The sequence below is a fragment of the Streptomyces sp. PTY087I2 genome (assembly GCF_001687325.1).
GTDB lineage: Bacteria > Actinomycetota > Actinomycetes > Streptomycetales > Streptomycetaceae > Streptomyces.
This window is the reverse complement of sequence record NZ_LZRD01000001.1, coordinates 169,633-185,992: the sequence shown is the minus strand read 5'-3', so window position 1 is coordinate 185,992 and position 16,360 is coordinate 169,633. Positions and strand designations below refer to the sequence as shown.

Sequence of the window (16,360 nt, the reverse complement as noted above, 5' to 3'; positions counted from 1 at the left end):
TAACGATAGAAGTAACAGTTGTCATTTGACAACATTCTCCATGGGGTAACAATCTGATCCCCGACGGTTGATCGTCCGGCTGTCGACGGCGGAGAGCCGATGGATGCGGAAGCAGGAGCTGGATGAGGCTAGGCGCTGTCGGCGACATCATCGCGGAGCCGGGAGGCGTCCGTGTCCCCGTGCGGGGAAAGGCGCTCCGAAGCCGCTGCGTGGAAGGCCGCGAGACCGTCCGTGAGCGCCGCGAGGTCGGCGGGAGCCATCCGCTCCAGCACGGCATTCAGCTCGGCGGCGCGCAGGGCCCGGTACTCTTCGAGAAGGGCGCGGCCGCGCAGACTCAGCCGCAGTTCCACTTCGCGTCGGCTGGTCGGGCTGGGCGCCCGCAGGACGAGCCCCATCGCCTCCATCCGGTCGCAGAGCCGGCTGACGGAGGGGGCGCGAGAGCCCAGGGCCTCGCCCAGGGCTCGCAGGTTGGTGCCTTCCTGCTTCTCGATCACGAGCAGGGCGCGGAGCTGGGAGGGCGATACGGTTCCCGAGGCGGCGGATTCCTGGCCCCGGCCCCACAGCACCTCCAGCAGCTCCGAGGCGGCGACGGCGTAGGCGGACGCCTGTTCGCTACTGCTCGGGCGGAATCCTCGGTGGGGCATTCAGCCACTGTGTCACCCGTCAGCCCCACTTGTCAGCCCGGGCCCGGCCCGTACCACGTCGCAGGACGAAGATTGCGCGAGAGACCGTGAACAGACGAACGGACATCGAGGCCGCCGTACGGGCCGCAGCACCGCACGCCCTGCTGGCCACCCTGCGCACCCAGCTCAGCGCCGCCTACGGGGCCCTCGCGGTGGAACTTCACCTCGCCGACTACGGTCTGCGGGTCCTGAAGTCGCTGGACCGGCCCGACGGCGAGAGCGAGCCGCTGTCCCTCCACAACAGCCCCGAGGGCCGGGCGTTCGGCAGCCAGGAACCCCGCGAACAGCAGGTCCGGCACAACGACGCCGTCGACCATCATCTGCCCGTGACCGTGAGGGGAGAACGGCTCGGCATCCTCACCGTCCGGCTGCCCCAGACACTGTCCACCCCGGAGCTGGTCGGCGAGCTGACCCACGTCGCCGACCTGCTGGGACACGAGATCCTGGTCGCCGAGCGGGACACCGACCTGTATCAGCGCGCCCGGCGCACCAGCCGTCTCACCCTCGCCGCCGAGATGCAGTGGCAGCTGCTGCCCGCCCGCGCCTGCACCGCCGCCGAGTTCGCCATCGGGGCCCAGCTGGAGCCCGCGTACGCCATCCACGGCGACAACTTCGACTGGGCCGCCGACGGCGAGGAGCTGACCCTCGCGGTGACCAACGGCATGGGCGAGGGCATACAGGCCTCCCTCCTCACCAACCTCGCCGTCAACGCCCTGCGCAACGCCCGCCGGGCCGGCATCGGCATCGCGGACCAGGCGGCCCTCGCCGACCAGGCCCTCTACGACCAGCACCGCGGCGCCTCCCATGTCTCCACGCTGCTGCTCCGTTTCGAGCTGGCGACCGGCCGGGTCGGCGTCGTCGACGCGGGATCGCCGCAGCTGTGGATCCAGCGCGGCCGCTCGGTCCGCCGTATGGAGCTGGAGGCGCAGCTGCCGCTCGGCATGTTCGAGGAGTCGCAGTACACGGTCCAGGAGTTCCACGTCGAGCCCGGCGACCGGCTGCTGCTGTTCAGCGACGGCGTGTACGACGCGGTGTCCCCGCTCGGTGAGGCGTACGGGGACCGCATGCTGGCCCGCGCCATCCAGTCGACCCGGCTCCTGCCCGCCGCCACCGTCCCGCGCGCGATGCTCGGCGAACTGGCGGAGTACCGGGTCACGGAGACGCTCGACGACGCGCTGGTGCTGTGCCTGGACTGGTTCGGCCGGCCGAAGGGCTGACCGTCCGGTGGGCTAGGGCGCGTCGAAGGCGCGGCGGGACGCCTCGATGTGGCCGATGTGTTCATGGGTCCAGTCGCACATCACATGCACCGTCCGGCGCAGCCCCTGCCCCGGCTCGGTGAGCGTGTACTCGACGCGCGGCGGCACGGTGGGGTGCACGCACCGCTCGACGAGTCCGTAGCGCTCCAGCATCCGCAGGTTCTGGGTGAGCATCTTGTGGCTGATGCCCTCGACCTCGCCCCGCAGCTCGCTGAAGCGGAGGGTGCCCTCGCCCAGGGCCTCGATGATCAGGAGCGCCCACTTGTTGGCGACGTCGGAGAAGATCTCCCGCGCCAGCGAGTCCGCGCGCCGCAGATCCGAGTCCTCGGGCGAGCCGCTGAACTGCTTGGTCACCATCAGGTTCCCCTGTCACCGAAAAGTGCGTTCTTCCTTGTCGACGCACACTCTCCTACGGTTCCTGAGTAACCACAAGTGACCGGTGACCGTCCGGTCCGGTGGAGAATCGGGGGCACGGCCCCCGGAACGAGGAGGCGAGAGGTATGGCCATCACCCTGGTGAACCCGAGCGGACTGCCGGAGATCGGTGCCTACCGGCAGGTGTCGGTAGCGACCGGATCGAAGCTGGTCTTCATCGCGGGACAGGTCGCCTGGGACGCGGAGGGCACGACCGTCGGCGCCGGCGACCTCGCCGCGCAGGTCGAGCAGTGTTACGTCAACGTCGGCACGGCCCTCGGCGCGGTCGGCGGCACCTTCGAGGACGTGGCGAAGCTGACCGTGTACGTCGTCGACTGGACGCCCGAGAAGATGCCGCAGTTCATGGAGGGCGTCACCCGGGCCGCCGCGCGACTCGGGACCACTCCCGTAGCGCCCGGCACGCTGGTCGGCGTCGCGGCCCTGGACATCCCCGACCACCTGGTCGAGGTGGAGGCCACCGCCGTACTCGACTCCTGAGAGGCGGGCCGGCCGGGCTCAGGTGCTGAGCTGGAACTCCGCGCGGATCCGCTTGCCCACCGGCACCCGCTCGGCGGTGAGCCGGTCGCACAGCGCCACGACGATCTCCATGCCGTGGCCGCCGAGGCGGGACGGGTCGGGGGCGTACAGCACGGGCATCGCGGTGCTGCTGTCGTAGACCGTGACGCTGATGAGCTGCGCGTTGCCCTCCAGCTCCAGCAGATAGGGGCCGTGGCTGTAGCGGTCGGCGTTGGTGACCAGCTCGCTGACCGCCAGCATCAGATCGCTGCGCGTGTGCTCGCCGACCGGGGCGAGGCACTCCACCGCGAGCCTCGTCAGGAAGCGGTCGGCGAGCGCACGGGCCAGCGCGATGCAGCCCGGCTCGCCGTCGAAGACCTCGGCGCTGAGCAGCACCTCGGCGGCGGGCGGTACCTCGATGGAAGCCGGCCCCGGACCCGGTTCTTCCGGTGGGGAGGTGACCTGTTCGTTCATGTGCTCCAGCCAGGGCGCCGCAGTGAGGTCGGAGACCTTTTCCGCCAATCGTCTACCCCTGGCGAACGATCCCACTCCAGGAGATCCGGACCGATCCTACGCACGTCCGGGCAGCCGCACCACGGTCACGAAGAACTCGTCGATCTGGCGGACCGCCGCGATGAACTGGTCGAGGTCCACCGGCTTCGTCACATAGGCGTTGGCGTGCAGTTTGTAGCTGCGCAGGATGTCCTCCTCGGCCGAGGACGTGGTGAGCACCACCACCGGGATGAGGGAGAGCTCCGGGTCGCCCTTGATCCGCTCCAGCACCTGCCGGCCGTCGTACTTGGGCAGGTTCAGGTCCAGCAGCACCAGGTCGGGGCGGGGGGCCTCGGTGTACTCGCCGCGCCGGTAGAGGAAGTCCAGCGCCTCCTGGCCGTCGCGCACCACATGCAGGGTGTTGCGGATCTTGTTGTCCTCGAAGGCCTCACGGGTCATCAGCTCGTCGCCGGGGTCGTCCTCGACGAGCAGGACCTCGATGGGCTGGACAGGGGTGTTCACGAAGGGTCTCCCGGCTGGCTGGTGAGCAGGGCGGGAGCGAGCAGCTCCGCCGTGGTGTGCGCGGGCGCCTCGGGCGCGACGGGCAGGGTGAAGTGGATCCGGGTGCCTTCGCCCGGTTCGGGCTCCAGCCAGATCCGGCCACCGTGGAACTCGATGATCTTGCGGCAGAGCGCGAGGCCGATGCCCGTGCCGTCGTACTCGTCACGGGCGTGCAGCCGCTGGAAGATGACGAACACCTTGTCCGCGAACTCGGGCGCGATCCCGATCCCGTTGTCGGACACGGTCAGATGCCAGTTCTCGCCCTCGCGCACGCAGTCGACGGTGATCCGGCACGGGACGCCCTCCCGGCGGAACTTCACGGCGTTGCCCACGAGGTTCTGCCAGACCATGGTGAGGGCGGTGGCGTCCCCGACGAGCTCCGGCAGCTCCTCGGGCCGCTCGACACTCGCCCCCGACTCCTCGACCGCCGTGGCCAGGTTGCCCAGGGCGCGGTCCAGGGCGCGGCCCAGATCGACCGGCTTCCAGCTCTCCTGCACCCGGCCCACCCGCGAGAACGTCAGCAGATCGTTGATGAGGACCTGCATCCGCTTCGCCCCGTCCACCGCGAACGCGATGTACTGCTTGCCCCGGTCGTCCAGCTCCGTCCCGTACCGCTTCTCCAGGAGCTGGCAGAACGAGGCGACCTTGCGCAGCGGTTCCTGGAGGTCGTGCGAGGCGACGTACGCGAACTGCTCCAGCTCGGAGTTGGAGCGGCGCAGCTCCTCCGTCTGCTCCGCGAGCAGGGACTCGCGGCTCTGCGCCTCGGCCAGCTCGTCGGCCAGCCGCCGCCGCATGTCCTCCACCGCCCAGGCCACGGCCTGCACGTCGGACGGCCCCTTGATCTCGATCCGCTTGCCGAAGGCGCCCGACCTGACCTGCTCGGACGCGGCGCGCAGCCGGTTCAGCGGGACGCCCACCACCCGGTGGAGCAGCACGCTCAGCGCCACGATGGTCAGCACGAGAACACCGAGCAGGATGCCCACTACCCAGTCGCGGGTGGAGCGCGCGGCGTTCAGGTCGGCCCGGGCCCGGTCACGGGCCTCGGCCAGATGCTCCTGCTGGGCGGTGTACGCGCGCCGCAGCGTGTCGAACTCCGACTTGCTGCTCTGGAGCTGCGCGGTGGTGCCGGACCGGCTGGGACCGCTCTCCCGTACGGCCGCGATCAACGGCTCGGCCTTGTCCTGCCGCCACCGGTCGGCGGCGGCCTCGATGGCGTCCAGGTCCTGCGCGAGCCGCTCGTCGTCGCCGACCAGCTCCCGCGCCCGGGCCAGCCGCGTCCGCTCGGCGCTCTTCCCGGCCTCGTACGGCTCCAGGAAGGACCGGTCACCGGTCAGGGCGAACCCCCTGACCCCCGTCTCCTGGTCGAGCAGGGCGTTCTGGAGCTGGAACGAGACCGACCGCGCCGGCTGGATACGGTCCACCAGCTCGTCGGTGCGCTCCGACATCCGGGACAGCACCAGGCCGCCGATCACCAGGCAGCCGCAGACGACCACCACGAAGCCGCCGAGTATCAGGTGGACCCAGGACTGCACCGAAAGCCGGGCGGCGATGCCCTCGTCCGGTATCCCCTCGGCGTGGTCAGTGCTCATCGTCGTCCGATCCCCAGCCCAGGTGCAGTACGGCCACGTCGTCCGCGAGCCCGCCGTACGGCGCGGCCCCCTCGGCGGCTCCCGCCACCAGGGCGTCCACGAAGGCGCGGGCCGGCAGCTGTCCGTTGGCCCGTGCCATCGCCAGCAGCCCTTCCTCGCCGAGCCGGCTGTCCGGCCCGTCGCGCCCCTCGAAGAGCCCGTCCGTGAAGAGCACCAGACCCGCGCCGGGCGGCAGCGGGATGTCCACCGTCGGCCATCGGCCCACCCCCGGCAGCAGCCCGAGCGCCATACCGCCCCGGGGCTCCACCCAGCTGACGTCCGTGCCCTGGCGCAGCAGCAGGCCCGGGTGACCGGCCCGCAGGACCTGTACGTGCCCCTGCTCCGGCGGGAACGCCAGCGAGGTGACGGTGGCGAAGACATGCGAGTCCGAGCGCTCGGCCACCAGGATCTCCTCCAGCAGGGCGATCTGCTCGGGGTGCGGCGTACCGCACAGCACGGCGGTGCGCCAGGCCACCCGCAGACACACGCCGAGCGCCGCCTCGGCCGCCCCGTGCCCGGAGACATCGCCGATCACCGCGTGCACCGTGCCGTCCGCGGTCTGCACGACGTCGTAGAAGTCACCGCTCAGCAGCCCGTGGACACGCCCCGGCTCATAGCGGGCGCGGGCCCGGAAGCGGTCGTCCCGCAGCAGCGGGACGGGCAGCAGGCCGCGCTCCAGCCGGGCGTTCTCCTGGGCGGTCAGCCGGTTGGCGCGCAGGGCCGCGGCGGCCCGTTCCACTTCCTTGCGCTGGAGGGCGTAGCGGATCGCGCGCGCGAGCACCTCGGGGTCCAGGCGGCCCTTGACCAGATAGTCCTGGGCGCCTCCGGCGACCGCGCGGAGCCCGGTGCCGGACTCCTCCAGGCCGGTGAGGACGACGATCGCGGCGTCGCTGTCGGACGCCAGTATCTGACGTACGGCGTCCAGGCCGTGGACGTCGGGAAGATGCAGATCGAGCAGGACGCAGACCGGGACGGTGGAGGCGTTCAGGAAGGCGCGTGCCTCGGCCAGGGTCTTGCACCAGGTGAGGGCGGAGTCCAGCTCGCTGTCGGTGAGCATCTCCTCGACGAGCAGCGCGTCACCCGCGTCGTCCTCCACGAGCAGGATCGACGCGTCCAGGTTCCACAGCGGGGCGTCGGCGGGTTGCGACGCTCCTACCTGCTGGGAGGGAATTCCGGAGATGCCCACAGGAATCGGCGAAGTGCCCACGGGCGACTCGGTCAACCCTCCACCCCCTTGTATGACGGCGCGGTTCGTCCGGCCTGATCGTCAGGAAGCATAGGCGAGCGCGGCCCCGCAGTGGACCCGGCCGCCGGGCCGACGGCACGAAGCCGCCCGCCCGGAAGGGCGGACGGCCGCACGGCGCGCGAAGCCCGGAAGGTCCGCGCGGGCTCACGCCTCGACGCTCATCCCCTTGCGCAACCGCTGGACGATCCTGCTGAGCAGCCGCGACACATGCATCTGGGACACGCCCAGCTCCTCGCCGATCTGCGACTGCGTCATCTCCGCCCCGAACCGCATCTGCACGATCCGCCGCTCCCGGTCGTCGAGCTGCTCCAGCAGCGGGGCCAGGGTGTGCAGGTTCTCGACGGTCTCCATGCCCGGATCCGCCTCACCGAGGACATCGGCGTACGCCCGCTGCTCCTGGCCGGAGTCGCTGTCCGCGGACGGGGTGTCGAGCGAACCGGCCGAGTAGCCGTTGGCGGCCACGAGCCCCTCGATGATCTCCTCCTCGGGGAGATCGAGGTGGGCGGCCAGCTCCTTGACGGTGGGGTCGCGGTCGAGCTGGGCGGAGAGCTGCTCCTTCGCCTTGGCGAGATCCACCCGCAGCTCCTGGAGCCGCCGCGGCACATGCACCGACCAGGTGGTGTCGCGGAAGAACCGCTTGATCTCCCCGACGATGTAGGGGACGGCGAAGGTGGCGAACTCGACCTCGCGGGACAGGTCGAACCGGTCGATCGCCTTGATCAGGCCGATCGTGCCGACCTGGACGATGTCCTCGGTGTCGTCGCCGCCGCGGTTGCGGAACCGGGACGCGGCGAAGCGCACCAGGGAGAGGTTCATCTCGATCAGTGTGTTGCGCGCGTACTGGTGCTCGTGCGTGCCCTCCTCCAGGACCTGGAGCCGGTCGAAGAAGATCTTCGACAGGGCCCGGGCGTCCTGCGGGGCGATCTTTCCGGCGTCCTCGACCCAGGGCAGCTCTCCGGGGACGTCCGCCGTACGCACACCGGTACGGTCGTCGCCCAGCGGCGTCGTCGTTCCGGTGGCTCGCGCTGACATCGCCGTCATGGTGTCACCCTCCCTGCTGCCCAATGTGTCGGACGGTCGCCTGCCCCGTCCCCGCGAAGTCATGCCTGCCCTCTTCCGCCTTTCTTCGCCCGAACGGAGCAGTGGCCCGCGCATGGCAGACTTGAGCGGGGTGTTTCGGCCTGCGGTGACCCACGACCCGCGGCGAGAAGATGACAGAGGAACGGCAATGACGGTGACAGAGGACAGCCCGGAGCTCGCTCCCGGAATCGAGGAGTTCGGTCCCGGAATCGACCCGGAGCGGCTGGCCGTCTGCCTGAGCGTGCTCGACGAGCTCGACAAGATCGAGGTGGACCACCCGGACGCCATCCTCGTCCGCCGCGCCACCGCCGGGATCTACCGCACCGTGAAGCAGCGCCGCCGCCAGGAGCGCCGCGCCGCGAAGACCGCCCACGACCGGGCCGTCACCGAGGCCACCGCGACCGGCTCGGCCGACCGCATCGACGACGAGACGCAGGGCGTGCTGCCCTCCTCCACCGCCACGGCCGAGATCGCGGGCATCCTCCAGCGCCCCAGGTCCTGCTACATCTGCAAGACGCGTTACGTCGAGGTCGACGCGTTCTACCACCAGCTCTGCCAGCCCTGCGCCCAGGAGAACCGCGCCCGCCGCGACGCCCGTACGGACCTGACCGGACGCCGGGCGCTGCTCACCGGCGGCCGGGCGAAGATCGGCATGTACATCGCGCTGCGGCTGCTGCGCGACGGCGCGCACACCACCATCACCACCCGCTTCCCCAACGACGCGATCCGCCGCTTCAAGGCGATGGAGGACAGCGACGAGTGGATCCACCGGCTGAAGATCGTCGGCATCGACCTCCGCGACCCGGCCCAGGTCGTCGCGCTGGCCGACTCCGTCGCCGCCGAAGGACCGCTGGACATCCTGATCAACAACGCCGCCCAGACCGTGCGCCGCTCCCCGGGGGCTTACAGCGAGCTGGTCGGCGCCGAGTCGGCGCCGCTGCCGGCGGGCGAGCTGCCCGCCGCCGAGGTCATCGGCACCTTCAACAGCGGTTCGGTCGACCGGGTCGCCGCCCTGCCCTCCGCCCGCAAGGAGGGCCTGAGCGCCCAGGAGGTCACCGACCTCGCCCTGGTCACCGGCTCCGCCTCGCCGGCCCGGATCGCCGCGGGCACCGCGATCGACGCGGGCGGCCTCGTCCCCGACCTGCACGACACCAACAGCTGGATCCAGACGGTCGACGAGGTCGAGCCGATCGAGCTCCTCGAAGTCCAGCTCTGCAACTCCACCGCCCCGTTCATCCTGATCAGCCGGCTGCGCCCGGCGATGGCGGCGACCGCCGCGAAGCACGCGTACGTCGTCAACGTCTCGGCGATGGAGGGTGTCTTCAGCCGCGGCTACAAGGGTGCGGGCCACCCGCACACCAACATGGCCAAGGCCGCGCTCAACATGCTGACGCGCACCAGCGCCCAGGAGATGTTCGAGAAGGACGGCATCCTGATGACGGCCGTGGACACCGGCTGGATCACCGACGAGCGCCCGCACCCGGACAAGATGCGCCTCGCCGAGGAGGGCTTCCACGCCCCTCTCGACCTGGTCGACGGGGCGGCCCGGGTCTACGACCCGATCGTGCGCGGCGAGGGCGGCGAGGCGCTCTACGGCTGCTTCCTCAAGGACTACGCCCCGGCGAACTGGTAATCCCGACGGCCCAACCGGACCGACGGTCTCCGCGCGGCGACCGAGAACCCGGCCCAGGATGATTCCTGGGCCGGGTTTTCGCTGTACCCGGTGGCCGAAAGTGACCTACCGCACACGTTCTATCGAGCGCGGCGGCGCTCATTTGGTTACGCTGGGGCGAACGGACGCCATCGAGGGGCCCACGAAGGTTCCTCGACCGTCCTGGGACACGGTCGGAAACCCGGCCGCTGTTCCGCCCCGAACCGGCGCCACCGCGACCGAACAACACCATCCCTGCCCCGCTCGGGGCGGTCGCGCTCCGGCATCGGTGCCGGAGCGTCGGCGACGCCCTGGGTGACGCGACACAGAGGAGTGCGCGGTGACGACACCGGAACTGACCGAACGCGAAAAGCGCCCCGCCGAACGGATCTCCGGCCGGCCCGGCAGCCCCGAGAAGCTGCGGAACATCGAGGTCTGGGCCAGGTCCGCCCCGATCCGGCTCGCCGGGTACGAGGACGACCTCGCCGAGCCGCACATCCTGCCCGGCATCGACTGACCCCGAGGTCTTCTAGCGCGTCCCGCGGCCCGTCTCCCCGCCCCTCCGCTCCGGCGGCAGCGGCCGGGAGACGGGCCGCAGGAATTCCCGGACGTAGGTGCGGTGCCACCAGCATCCGGTGGTCCGCAGCTCCCGGAGCCCGGTGAACCGGTAGTGGTACACCCGGGCGCGCACCCGGCGGGGCGGTCCGTCGGGGAACGGGTTGTGGCCGAGCAGCCGGAGCGTGTCCCGGTCGCCCTCCAGCAGCCGGTCGGCGAACGGCCCGAACCAGGAACGGGCGTACACGGGGGAGAGCGCCGCGAACCACATCATCCAGTCGAGCCGCAGATGGTACGGGGCGAACAGGCGCGGCAGCCTGCGCGGATCGCCGGGCTTGCCCCGGAAGCCGTACTCCCGCCACTCGGCGCCCTCGTGCGCCACCGGATCGGCGCTGCCCTCCACCACGACCTCCAGCCGCATCCGGCTGATCGAACCGAACGCGCCATAGGTGTTGACCAGGTGCAGCGGATCGTAGGACCGGTTCATCGCCTGCCGCCGCGCGAGCAGATTGCGCGCCGGCCGGTAGCTGAGCACCAGCACGAGAGCCGTTACGGCGATGACGACCACCTCGTACCAGAGGGGCGGCGCGACCTGGGCCGGCGGCGGCCCGGCCAGGGGAGTCCAGTCGATCACCGAGAGCGCCAGCGCGATGGTGAGCCAGTTCAGCCAGGCGAAGTTCCCCGACAGGACCAGCCAGAGCTGGGTCAGGACCATCAGCCCGGCCGCCGCGCTCGCCACCGGCTGCGGGGTGAACAGCAGGAAGGGCACCAGCAGCTGGGTGACATGGTTGGCCGCCGCCTCCACCCGGTGCACGGGCCGGGGCAGATGGTGGAAGAACCAGCTCAGCGGCCCCGGCATCGGCTGGGTCTCATGGTGGAAGTCCAGACACGTCAGCCGCCGCCAGCACGCGTCGCCGCGCATCTTGATCAGCCCCGCGCCGAACTCCACCCGGAACAGCAGCCACCGCAGCAGCCACAGCACCAGCACGGGCGCGGCCGTGTCCCCGGTGCCGAGGAAGATTGCCAGGAACCCCGTCTCCAGCAGCAGCGACTCCCAGCCGAACCCGTACCAGACCTGACCCACCTGGACGATCGACAGATACAGCACCCATGGCAGCGCCCAGAGCAGCATCCCGCCCCACAGCGGCAGCAGACCGTCGAGACCGGCGATCAGCGCCACCGAGACGGCGCAGCCGCTCCAGGCGACGGCGGCGAAGAAGCGGTCCGAGTAGTGGAGCCGGAAGAGCCCCGGGGCGGCCCGCCACGGGGTGCGCCGCAGCAGTTCGGGGACGGGCAGCATGCCGCGCTCGCCGATCAGCGCCCGGAACTGGAGGGCGGCGGAGAGGAAGGCGACCAGATAAACCACGGCCAGGGCCCGCTGGAAGATCAGCCGGCTCAGCCAGTAGCCGTCCGCGGTGAACCATTCCATCCCTGCCAGTATCGGACGGCCCGGGGCCCTTCCGGCCGAAGCCGGCCGGGTCCGTCAGCCAGCGGCGACGATCCGGCGGAGCGTCCGGCCGAGCCTGCGCGCGTACCAGTGCTGCACGACGGGCACCAGCGGCCCGCCGAGCCGGGCGTACCAGGAGGCGGGGCGCGAGAACGCCAGGACGGTGAACCACACCGTGCCGTCGTCCGCGAGATCCACCACGAAGCACTCCTCGCCGCGCTCCGGATGCCCGGCCAGGGTGCCGTATCCGAAGCCGGTGCGGCCGTCCTCCCCGTACGCCGTCCAGATCACCTCGCACGGGGCGGTGAAGCGCAGCGGGCCCAGGCCCAGGGAGACCCGGACGTCCCCGCCGGGCTCCGCGCGCCGGGCCGAGGCCTCCACCCGGGCGCCCGACGCCCGGTGCATCCGCCACTCGGTTATCGCCGCGCCGGCGGCCTCGAAGTCCGCCGCGCCCCGGCCGACCCGGGTGCGGTGGTGGAGGTGGTGGTAGCCCCGGGGGAGCGGGCCGAGCCGGGTCGCGCCGACCTCCGGGTAGGTGAGGGTGCTCATGCGGTCCTGCCTTCGGTGTGGGTGCGGGCGGCGGTACGGGCTTCGGTGCGGGCGGCATCGTCGGTGTGGATGCGCCGCCAGGCCAGCAGCGAGCAGAGCGCGAAGCCCAGCGCGTTGCCCAGACCATGGGTGGCGGCCATCCAGGTCACGTCGGGGTGGGGGAGTCCGGTCGCCTCGCCGAGCGCCCAGCTCAGCGCGAGCAGCATCGTCGCGACCAGGACGGCGGCGGAGGAGAGCAGCAGGAGCCGCGTCGTCCGGTCCCGCCCCTCCTCGTGCCCCATGCGCCAGGTCAGCAGGCCCACGGTCCACATCCCGGCCGTCAGGACGACGGCCCCGGCGAGTTCGGCCCAGTCGCCGATGAAGTACCCGACGAGGACGAGCAGGGTGCCCAGCGGCACGCTCAGCGCGGCGAAGCGGCCCGCGGGGCCGTCGGCGACCCGGCAGACCAGCCCGGCGATCAGGGCGGCGGCGAATCCGGCGAAGTGGAAGTGCGGCACGGTCAGCGCCAGGATGCCGAGGTCGAACCCGAACAGCTCGTGCCCCGAGCGCTCGGCGACCAGGGCGGTCGCGGCGACGGCCGGGGTGACCAGGGCGGTGAGCAGGGCGATCCGGGCCGGGGTGAGGTCCCGGACGCGGGCCGCCCGGCGCGGGGCGTGCAGGGCGAGCAGAACGGTCCCGGCGGCGTAGACGCAGGCCGGCGCGGTGGCCGTGGCGCCGCGCGGCAGCCAGAGGGCGAGCGCGCCCGGCGCGGCGAAGAGCGGCCAGAGCCGGCGGATCCGCTCCAGCTCCGTCAGCCCGGTCAGCCGCAGACCCGCCGGCACGACGACGAGCATGCCCAGCATGACGATGGCATTGACCAGTGCGGACATGACTTCCCCCTCCCTGGTTTGAACGTGTTCAACTTCTGGCTGTGAGCGTAGACGATCAATTGAACGTGTTCAAGACTGGGGTGGCGGGCATCCGTCCGCTTGCGGGCCCGTGTCCGGTGCGGCACAGATGGTGACACCGATCCTTATCCCCCGGGACAGGCAGGAGACCTCTGTGCGCTCACAAGGACGTTTCCGGCGTACCGCGCTCGCCGCGCTGTCCGCCGGGGTGGTGCTCGCCGCCGCCGGCTGCGGCCAGGGCGGCGACCGTACGGCGAAAGGCACCACGGGTACCGCGGAGGCCAGGGACGTCCTGCTCCAGCCGCTCGCGTCCCCCGGCCCCGGACCCTTCACCGCGTCCACGGCACGGGCCACGGACTCCCCGTCCCCCAGTGGAGCACCGGACGACGAACCGACCTCCGCCACCCGGACGGTCCATCCGGTCTCCGGCGCCGTCCCCGGCCTCTACGGCGGCACCCGATCGGTCGCCGCCTGCGATGTCGAGCAGCAGACCACCCTCCTGACCGACGACAAGGCCAAGGCGAAAGCCTTCGCCGAGGCGGCCGGCATCGAGGCCGTGCAGATCCCGGGCTATCTCAAGTCCCTCACCCCGGTCGTCCTGCGCGCCGACTCCCAGGTCACCAACCACGGCTACAGCGCCGGGTCGGCCACCGCCTTCCAGGCCGTGCTCCAGGCGGGCACCGCCGTCCTGGTCGACAGCCGCGGCATGCCCCGGGTCCGCTGCGCCTGCGGCAACCCGCTGGGCCCGCCCGTGGTCGCCGACGGGAAGGTCGCCCACCGGGGCGAGCGCTGGCCCGGCTACGACCCCGCGCGCATCGTGGCCGTCGAGCCCGGCGTCAAGGCGGCCACGAGCCTGATCATCGTGAACGCCGACGACAACTCCTGGATCGAGCGGGCCATGGGCGACAGCGGCGGCCGCGACCGGGACCCGGACGACCCGCCGCCCTTCGAGCCCGACGCCGACCTGCTCTTCCCGTCCCCGGGCCGCCCCTCCGAGCCCCCGTCCCCGGACTCCAGCCCGTCCGGCCCGGCCCCCTCCGAACCGGAAGTCCCGACGGACCCCGGACCCGACGAGTCGTCCGACGACTTCGGCGACCCGCCGCCCGAGGAGCCGTGGGAGTACGAGGAGGGCGAGCCGGAAGTGGTGCCGGAGCCGACCCAGGTCTTCCCGGCCGAGCCGGACGGTCCGGACGGGCCGGCGGAGCCGGACGAGCCCATGGAAGCGGATCTCGGCGACGTGTTCGCCGGCTGACCGGTCGACGTCCGAGCGGCGGAATCGGACAAGAGGAATCGGAAAAATGGTGGCAGAGTGGCCCACATGGATGATCGGGTAGCGGGTGCCCTGTCACTCCCCGACGACTGGCCCGCCCACCCGGACCTCAGCCTCGCCCTGAACCGAATGGGCAGCTTCGACTGGGATCTTGACACCGGCCTCATGCACATGGACCGGACCGCCCTCGACGTGTTCGATCTGACCCCGGACGAATACGACGACCGCCCGGCCTCACTGTCGCCGCGCGTACCGACGGACGAGGCCCAGCGCCTGGACGGGCTGGTCTCGCACGCCCTGAAGAGCGGGCGCACCAACTACGGCGCGTACTTCCGCATCCAGCGGCGCGACGGCACCCTGCGCTGGACCCACACCCAGGGCTTCGTCCGCCGGGACGGGACCGGACGCCCGCGCCGCATCATCGGGATCGTCCGCGACGCCACCCAGGAACTGGCCGACTCCACCGCCCGCCGCGAACTGGACGAGGAGCGCCGCCAGCGCACCAGCCTGGTCGAGGGCACCACCGCCGCCCTGGCCCACGCCCGTACGGTCAAGGACGTCATCGCCGTCCTCAAGAACTCCCAGGGCCTCGCCCACCTCGGAGCCACCAGCCTCGTCATGGGGCTGCTGGAATCCGGTCGCATCCACCTGGTGGCCGACGGACCCGAAGGCGCGTACGTCCCCGGCACCCGGTACACCCGGGTGGACGAGCAGTACCCGATGAGCGAAGTCGTCCGCACGCTGTCCCCGCGCTTCATCGAGTCCGCCGAGGACTTCGCCGCCTCCTACCCGATCCTGTGGCCCAACATCAGCCACCTCGGGATCACCTCCGCCGCCTATATGCCGCTGATCGCCCAGGCCCGCCCGATCGGCGCGCTCGGCCTGCTCTACCGGGACAAGGCCGGCTTCACCGCCGACGAGCGCAATCTGCTGATGGCGCTCGGCACGTCGATCGCCCAGAGCCTCCAGCGCGCGATGCTCTACGAACAGGAGCACGACCTCGCCGAAGGCCTCCAGCAGGCCATGCTGCCGCGCCGCATCCCGTCCGTGCCCGGGGCGCAGGTCGCCGTCCGCTACCGCTCGGCCCGTCTCGGCCGGGACATCGGCGGCGACTGGTACGACCTGATCCCGCTGCCCGGCGGCCGGGTCGGCGCCGTCATCGGGGACGTCCAGGGGCACGACACCCACGCCGCCGCCGTCATGGGGCAGCTCAGGATCGTGCTGCGCGCGTACGCCGCCGAAGGGCACAGCCCCGCCACGGTCATGGCGCGCGCCTCCGTCTTCCTGCACGAACTGGACACCGACCGCTTCGCCACCTGCACCTACGCCGAGGTCGACCTCACCACCGGGGTCGTGCAGGTGGTCCGCGCCGGGCATGTGGACCCGGTGGTGCGGGACGTGGACGGGAGCTGCCGCCGCGTGGTGTCCGAGGGCGGTCTGCCGCTCGGCCTCTCGGCGGAGTTCGGCCGGCTGGAGTATCCGGTCTCCACGGTCGAGCTGGACCCCGGCCAGACGATGATCCTGTTCACCGACGGCCTTGTCGAACTGCCGGGCTCCGACCTCGACGAAGGCATGCAGCGGCTCACCTCCCTCGTCGCCAACGGCCCCCAGGACCTCCAGAAACTGGCCGACCAGCTCTGCGACGCGGTCGACGGGCGCGGCGGCCAGGACGATGTCGCGGTCCTGCTGCTGCGCCGCCGGGCCGCGCACGCCCCGCAGCCGGGCGGCCGGCTCCAGCAGCACGTCGCCCAGAACGACCCCGAGGCGCTGAGCTCCGCCCGGCACATGATCCGGGCCGCGGTCCGGGCCTGGGGGGCGAAGGACCGGGCCGACGAGATCGAGCTCGCGGCCGACGAGCTGATCACCAACGCGCTCATGCACACCGACGGCGGGGCCATCGTGACCATCCGGGTGCTCGCCGGAACCGAACGACGGCTGCGCGTCGACGTCGAGGACCGCTCCAGCGCGCTGCCCCGGCGCCGCGACGCGGGGGAGGACGGGGTGTCGGGGCGCGGGCTGATGCTGGTCGACCGGCTGGCCGACGTCTGGGGCGTGGAGTCGCGGGGCAGCGGCAAATGCGTGTGGTGCGAGTTCCTCATCCCGACCCGCTGAATCCGCACGAGCGC

Annotated in this window: 16 protein-coding genes; 6 read left to right on the top strand and 10 right to left on the bottom strand. The window is 71.7% G+C overall.

The window, feature by feature from the left end; genetic code table 11:
* Positions 1-128: 128 nt before the first annotated feature.
* Complete coding sequence (locus A3Q37_RS00800; RefSeq protein WP_065476049.1) at positions 129-644, bottom strand: MarR family winged helix-turn-helix transcriptional regulator; 516 nt, start codon at positions 642-644, stop codon at positions 129-131.
* Positions 645-730: 86 nt separating this feature from the next.
* Between A3Q37_RS00800 and A3Q37_RS00795 the strand changes: the two genes are divergently transcribed.
* A complete protein-coding gene (locus A3Q37_RS00795; RefSeq protein ID WP_065476046.1) occupies positions 731-1,900 on the top strand; it encodes a PP2C family protein-serine/threonine phosphatase in 1,170 nt (389 codons plus the stop codon).
* A gap of 12 nt (positions 1,901-1,912) precedes the next feature.
* Here A3Q37_RS00795 and A3Q37_RS00790 read toward each other — a convergent pair whose 3' ends face one another.
* The gene (locus A3Q37_RS00790; RefSeq protein ID WP_065476042.1) at positions 1,913-2,296 is read right to left on the bottom strand and encodes a helix-turn-helix domain-containing protein; all 384 of its coding nucleotides are present in this window, start codon (positions 2,294-2,296) and stop codon (positions 1,913-1,915) included.
* 143 nt (positions 2,297-2,439) lie between these two features.
* On the opposite strand from A3Q37_RS00790, the gene A3Q37_RS00785 reads away from it, so the two are divergent.
* Positions 2,440-2,850 carry a RidA family protein gene (locus tag A3Q37_RS00785; protein WP_065476040.1) on the top strand — a complete coding sequence of 137 codons (411 nt, stop codon included), beginning with the start codon at positions 2,440-2,442 and terminating at the stop codon, positions 2,848-2,850.
* Between the two features lie 18 nt (positions 2,851-2,868).
* Here the strand turns inward: A3Q37_RS00785 and A3Q37_RS00780 are convergent, their stop codons facing one another.
* The 5 genes from A3Q37_RS00780 to A3Q37_RS00760 form a co-directional block, all read right to left on the bottom strand.
* Positions 2,869-3,342: an ATP-binding protein gene (locus tag A3Q37_RS00780; protein WP_065476710.1), complete on the bottom strand. Its 474-nt coding sequence runs from the start codon at positions 3,340-3,342 to the stop codon at positions 2,869-2,871.
* 96 nt (positions 3,343-3,438) lie between these two features.
* A complete protein-coding gene (locus A3Q37_RS00775) occupies positions 3,439-3,882 on the bottom strand; it encodes a response regulator (RefSeq protein WP_065476035.1) in 444 nt (147 codons plus the stop codon).
* Positions 3,879-5,510 carry an ATP-binding protein gene (locus A3Q37_RS00770; RefSeq protein WP_065476032.1) on the bottom strand — a complete coding sequence of 544 codons (1,632 nt, stop codon included), beginning with the start codon at positions 5,508-5,510 and terminating at the stop codon, positions 3,879-3,881. The genes A3Q37_RS00775 and A3Q37_RS00770 overlap by 4 nt, the downstream gene beginning before the upstream one ends.
* Entirely contained in the window at positions 5,500-6,735 is a 1,236-nt protein-coding gene (locus tag A3Q37_RS00765; protein ID WP_065476026.1) for a PP2C family protein-serine/threonine phosphatase, read from the bottom strand. Before A3Q37_RS00765 ends, A3Q37_RS00770 begins: the two co-directional genes overlap by 11 nt.
* Positions 6,736-6,939: 204 nt before the next feature.
* Positions 6,940-7,836 carry an RNA polymerase sigma factor SigF gene (locus tag A3Q37_RS00760; protein ID WP_065476020.1) on the bottom strand — a complete coding sequence of 299 codons (897 nt, stop codon included), beginning with the start codon at positions 7,834-7,836 and terminating at the stop codon, positions 6,940-6,942.
* Between the two features lie 187 nt (positions 7,837-8,023).
* Between A3Q37_RS00760 and A3Q37_RS00755 the strand changes: the two genes are divergently transcribed.
* Together A3Q37_RS00755 and A3Q37_RS37045 are read left to right on the top strand one after the other, a co-directional pair.
* Positions 8,024-9,508 (top strand): SDR family NAD(P)-dependent oxidoreductase, encoded by a 1,485-nt coding sequence (locus A3Q37_RS00755; protein ID WP_065476019.1) that lies wholly within the window; start codon positions 8,024-8,026, stop codon positions 9,506-9,508.
* Between the two features lie 358 nt (positions 9,509-9,866).
* On the top strand, positions 9,867-10,043 hold the full coding sequence (locus tag A3Q37_RS37045; RefSeq protein ID WP_176711313.1) for a hypothetical protein: 177 nt from the start codon (positions 9,867-9,869) through the stop codon (positions 10,041-10,043).
* Between the two features lie 12 nt (positions 10,044-10,055).
* Here A3Q37_RS37045 and A3Q37_RS00750 read toward each other — a convergent pair whose 3' ends face one another.
* Genes A3Q37_RS00750 through A3Q37_RS00740 form a run of 3 tightly spaced genes read right to left on the bottom strand, consistent with a single transcriptional unit; the run spans position 10,056 to position 12,946 of the window.
* On the bottom strand, positions 10,056-11,510 hold the full coding sequence (locus A3Q37_RS00750) for a lipase maturation factor family protein (protein ID WP_065476018.1): 1,455 nt from the start codon (positions 11,508-11,510) through the stop codon (positions 10,056-10,058).
* Between the two features lie 54 nt (positions 11,511-11,564).
* Positions 11,565-12,077 (bottom strand): DUF1990 family protein, encoded by a 513-nt coding sequence (locus tag A3Q37_RS00745; protein ID WP_065476015.1) that lies wholly within the window; start codon positions 12,075-12,077, stop codon positions 11,565-11,567.
* Positions 12,074-12,946: a YndJ family protein gene (locus tag A3Q37_RS00740; RefSeq protein WP_065476014.1), complete on the bottom strand. Its 873-nt coding sequence runs from the start codon at positions 12,944-12,946 to the stop codon at positions 12,074-12,076. Before A3Q37_RS00740 ends, A3Q37_RS00745 begins: the two co-directional genes overlap by 4 nt.
* 172 nt (positions 12,947-13,118) lie before the next feature.
* On the opposite strand from A3Q37_RS00740, the gene A3Q37_RS00735 reads away from it, so the two are divergent.
* The gene (locus tag A3Q37_RS00735) at positions 13,119-14,216 is read left to right on the top strand and encodes a DUF6777 domain-containing protein (protein ID WP_065476012.1); all 1,098 of its coding nucleotides are present in this window, start codon (positions 13,119-13,121) and stop codon (positions 14,214-14,216) included.
* A gap of 66 nt (positions 14,217-14,282) precedes the next feature.
* Positions 14,283-16,346 (top strand): SpoIIE family protein phosphatase, encoded by a 2,064-nt coding sequence (locus tag A3Q37_RS00730; RefSeq protein ID WP_065476010.1) that lies wholly within the window; start codon positions 14,283-14,285, stop codon positions 16,344-16,346.
* Positions 16,347-16,360 lie beyond the last annotated feature (14 nt).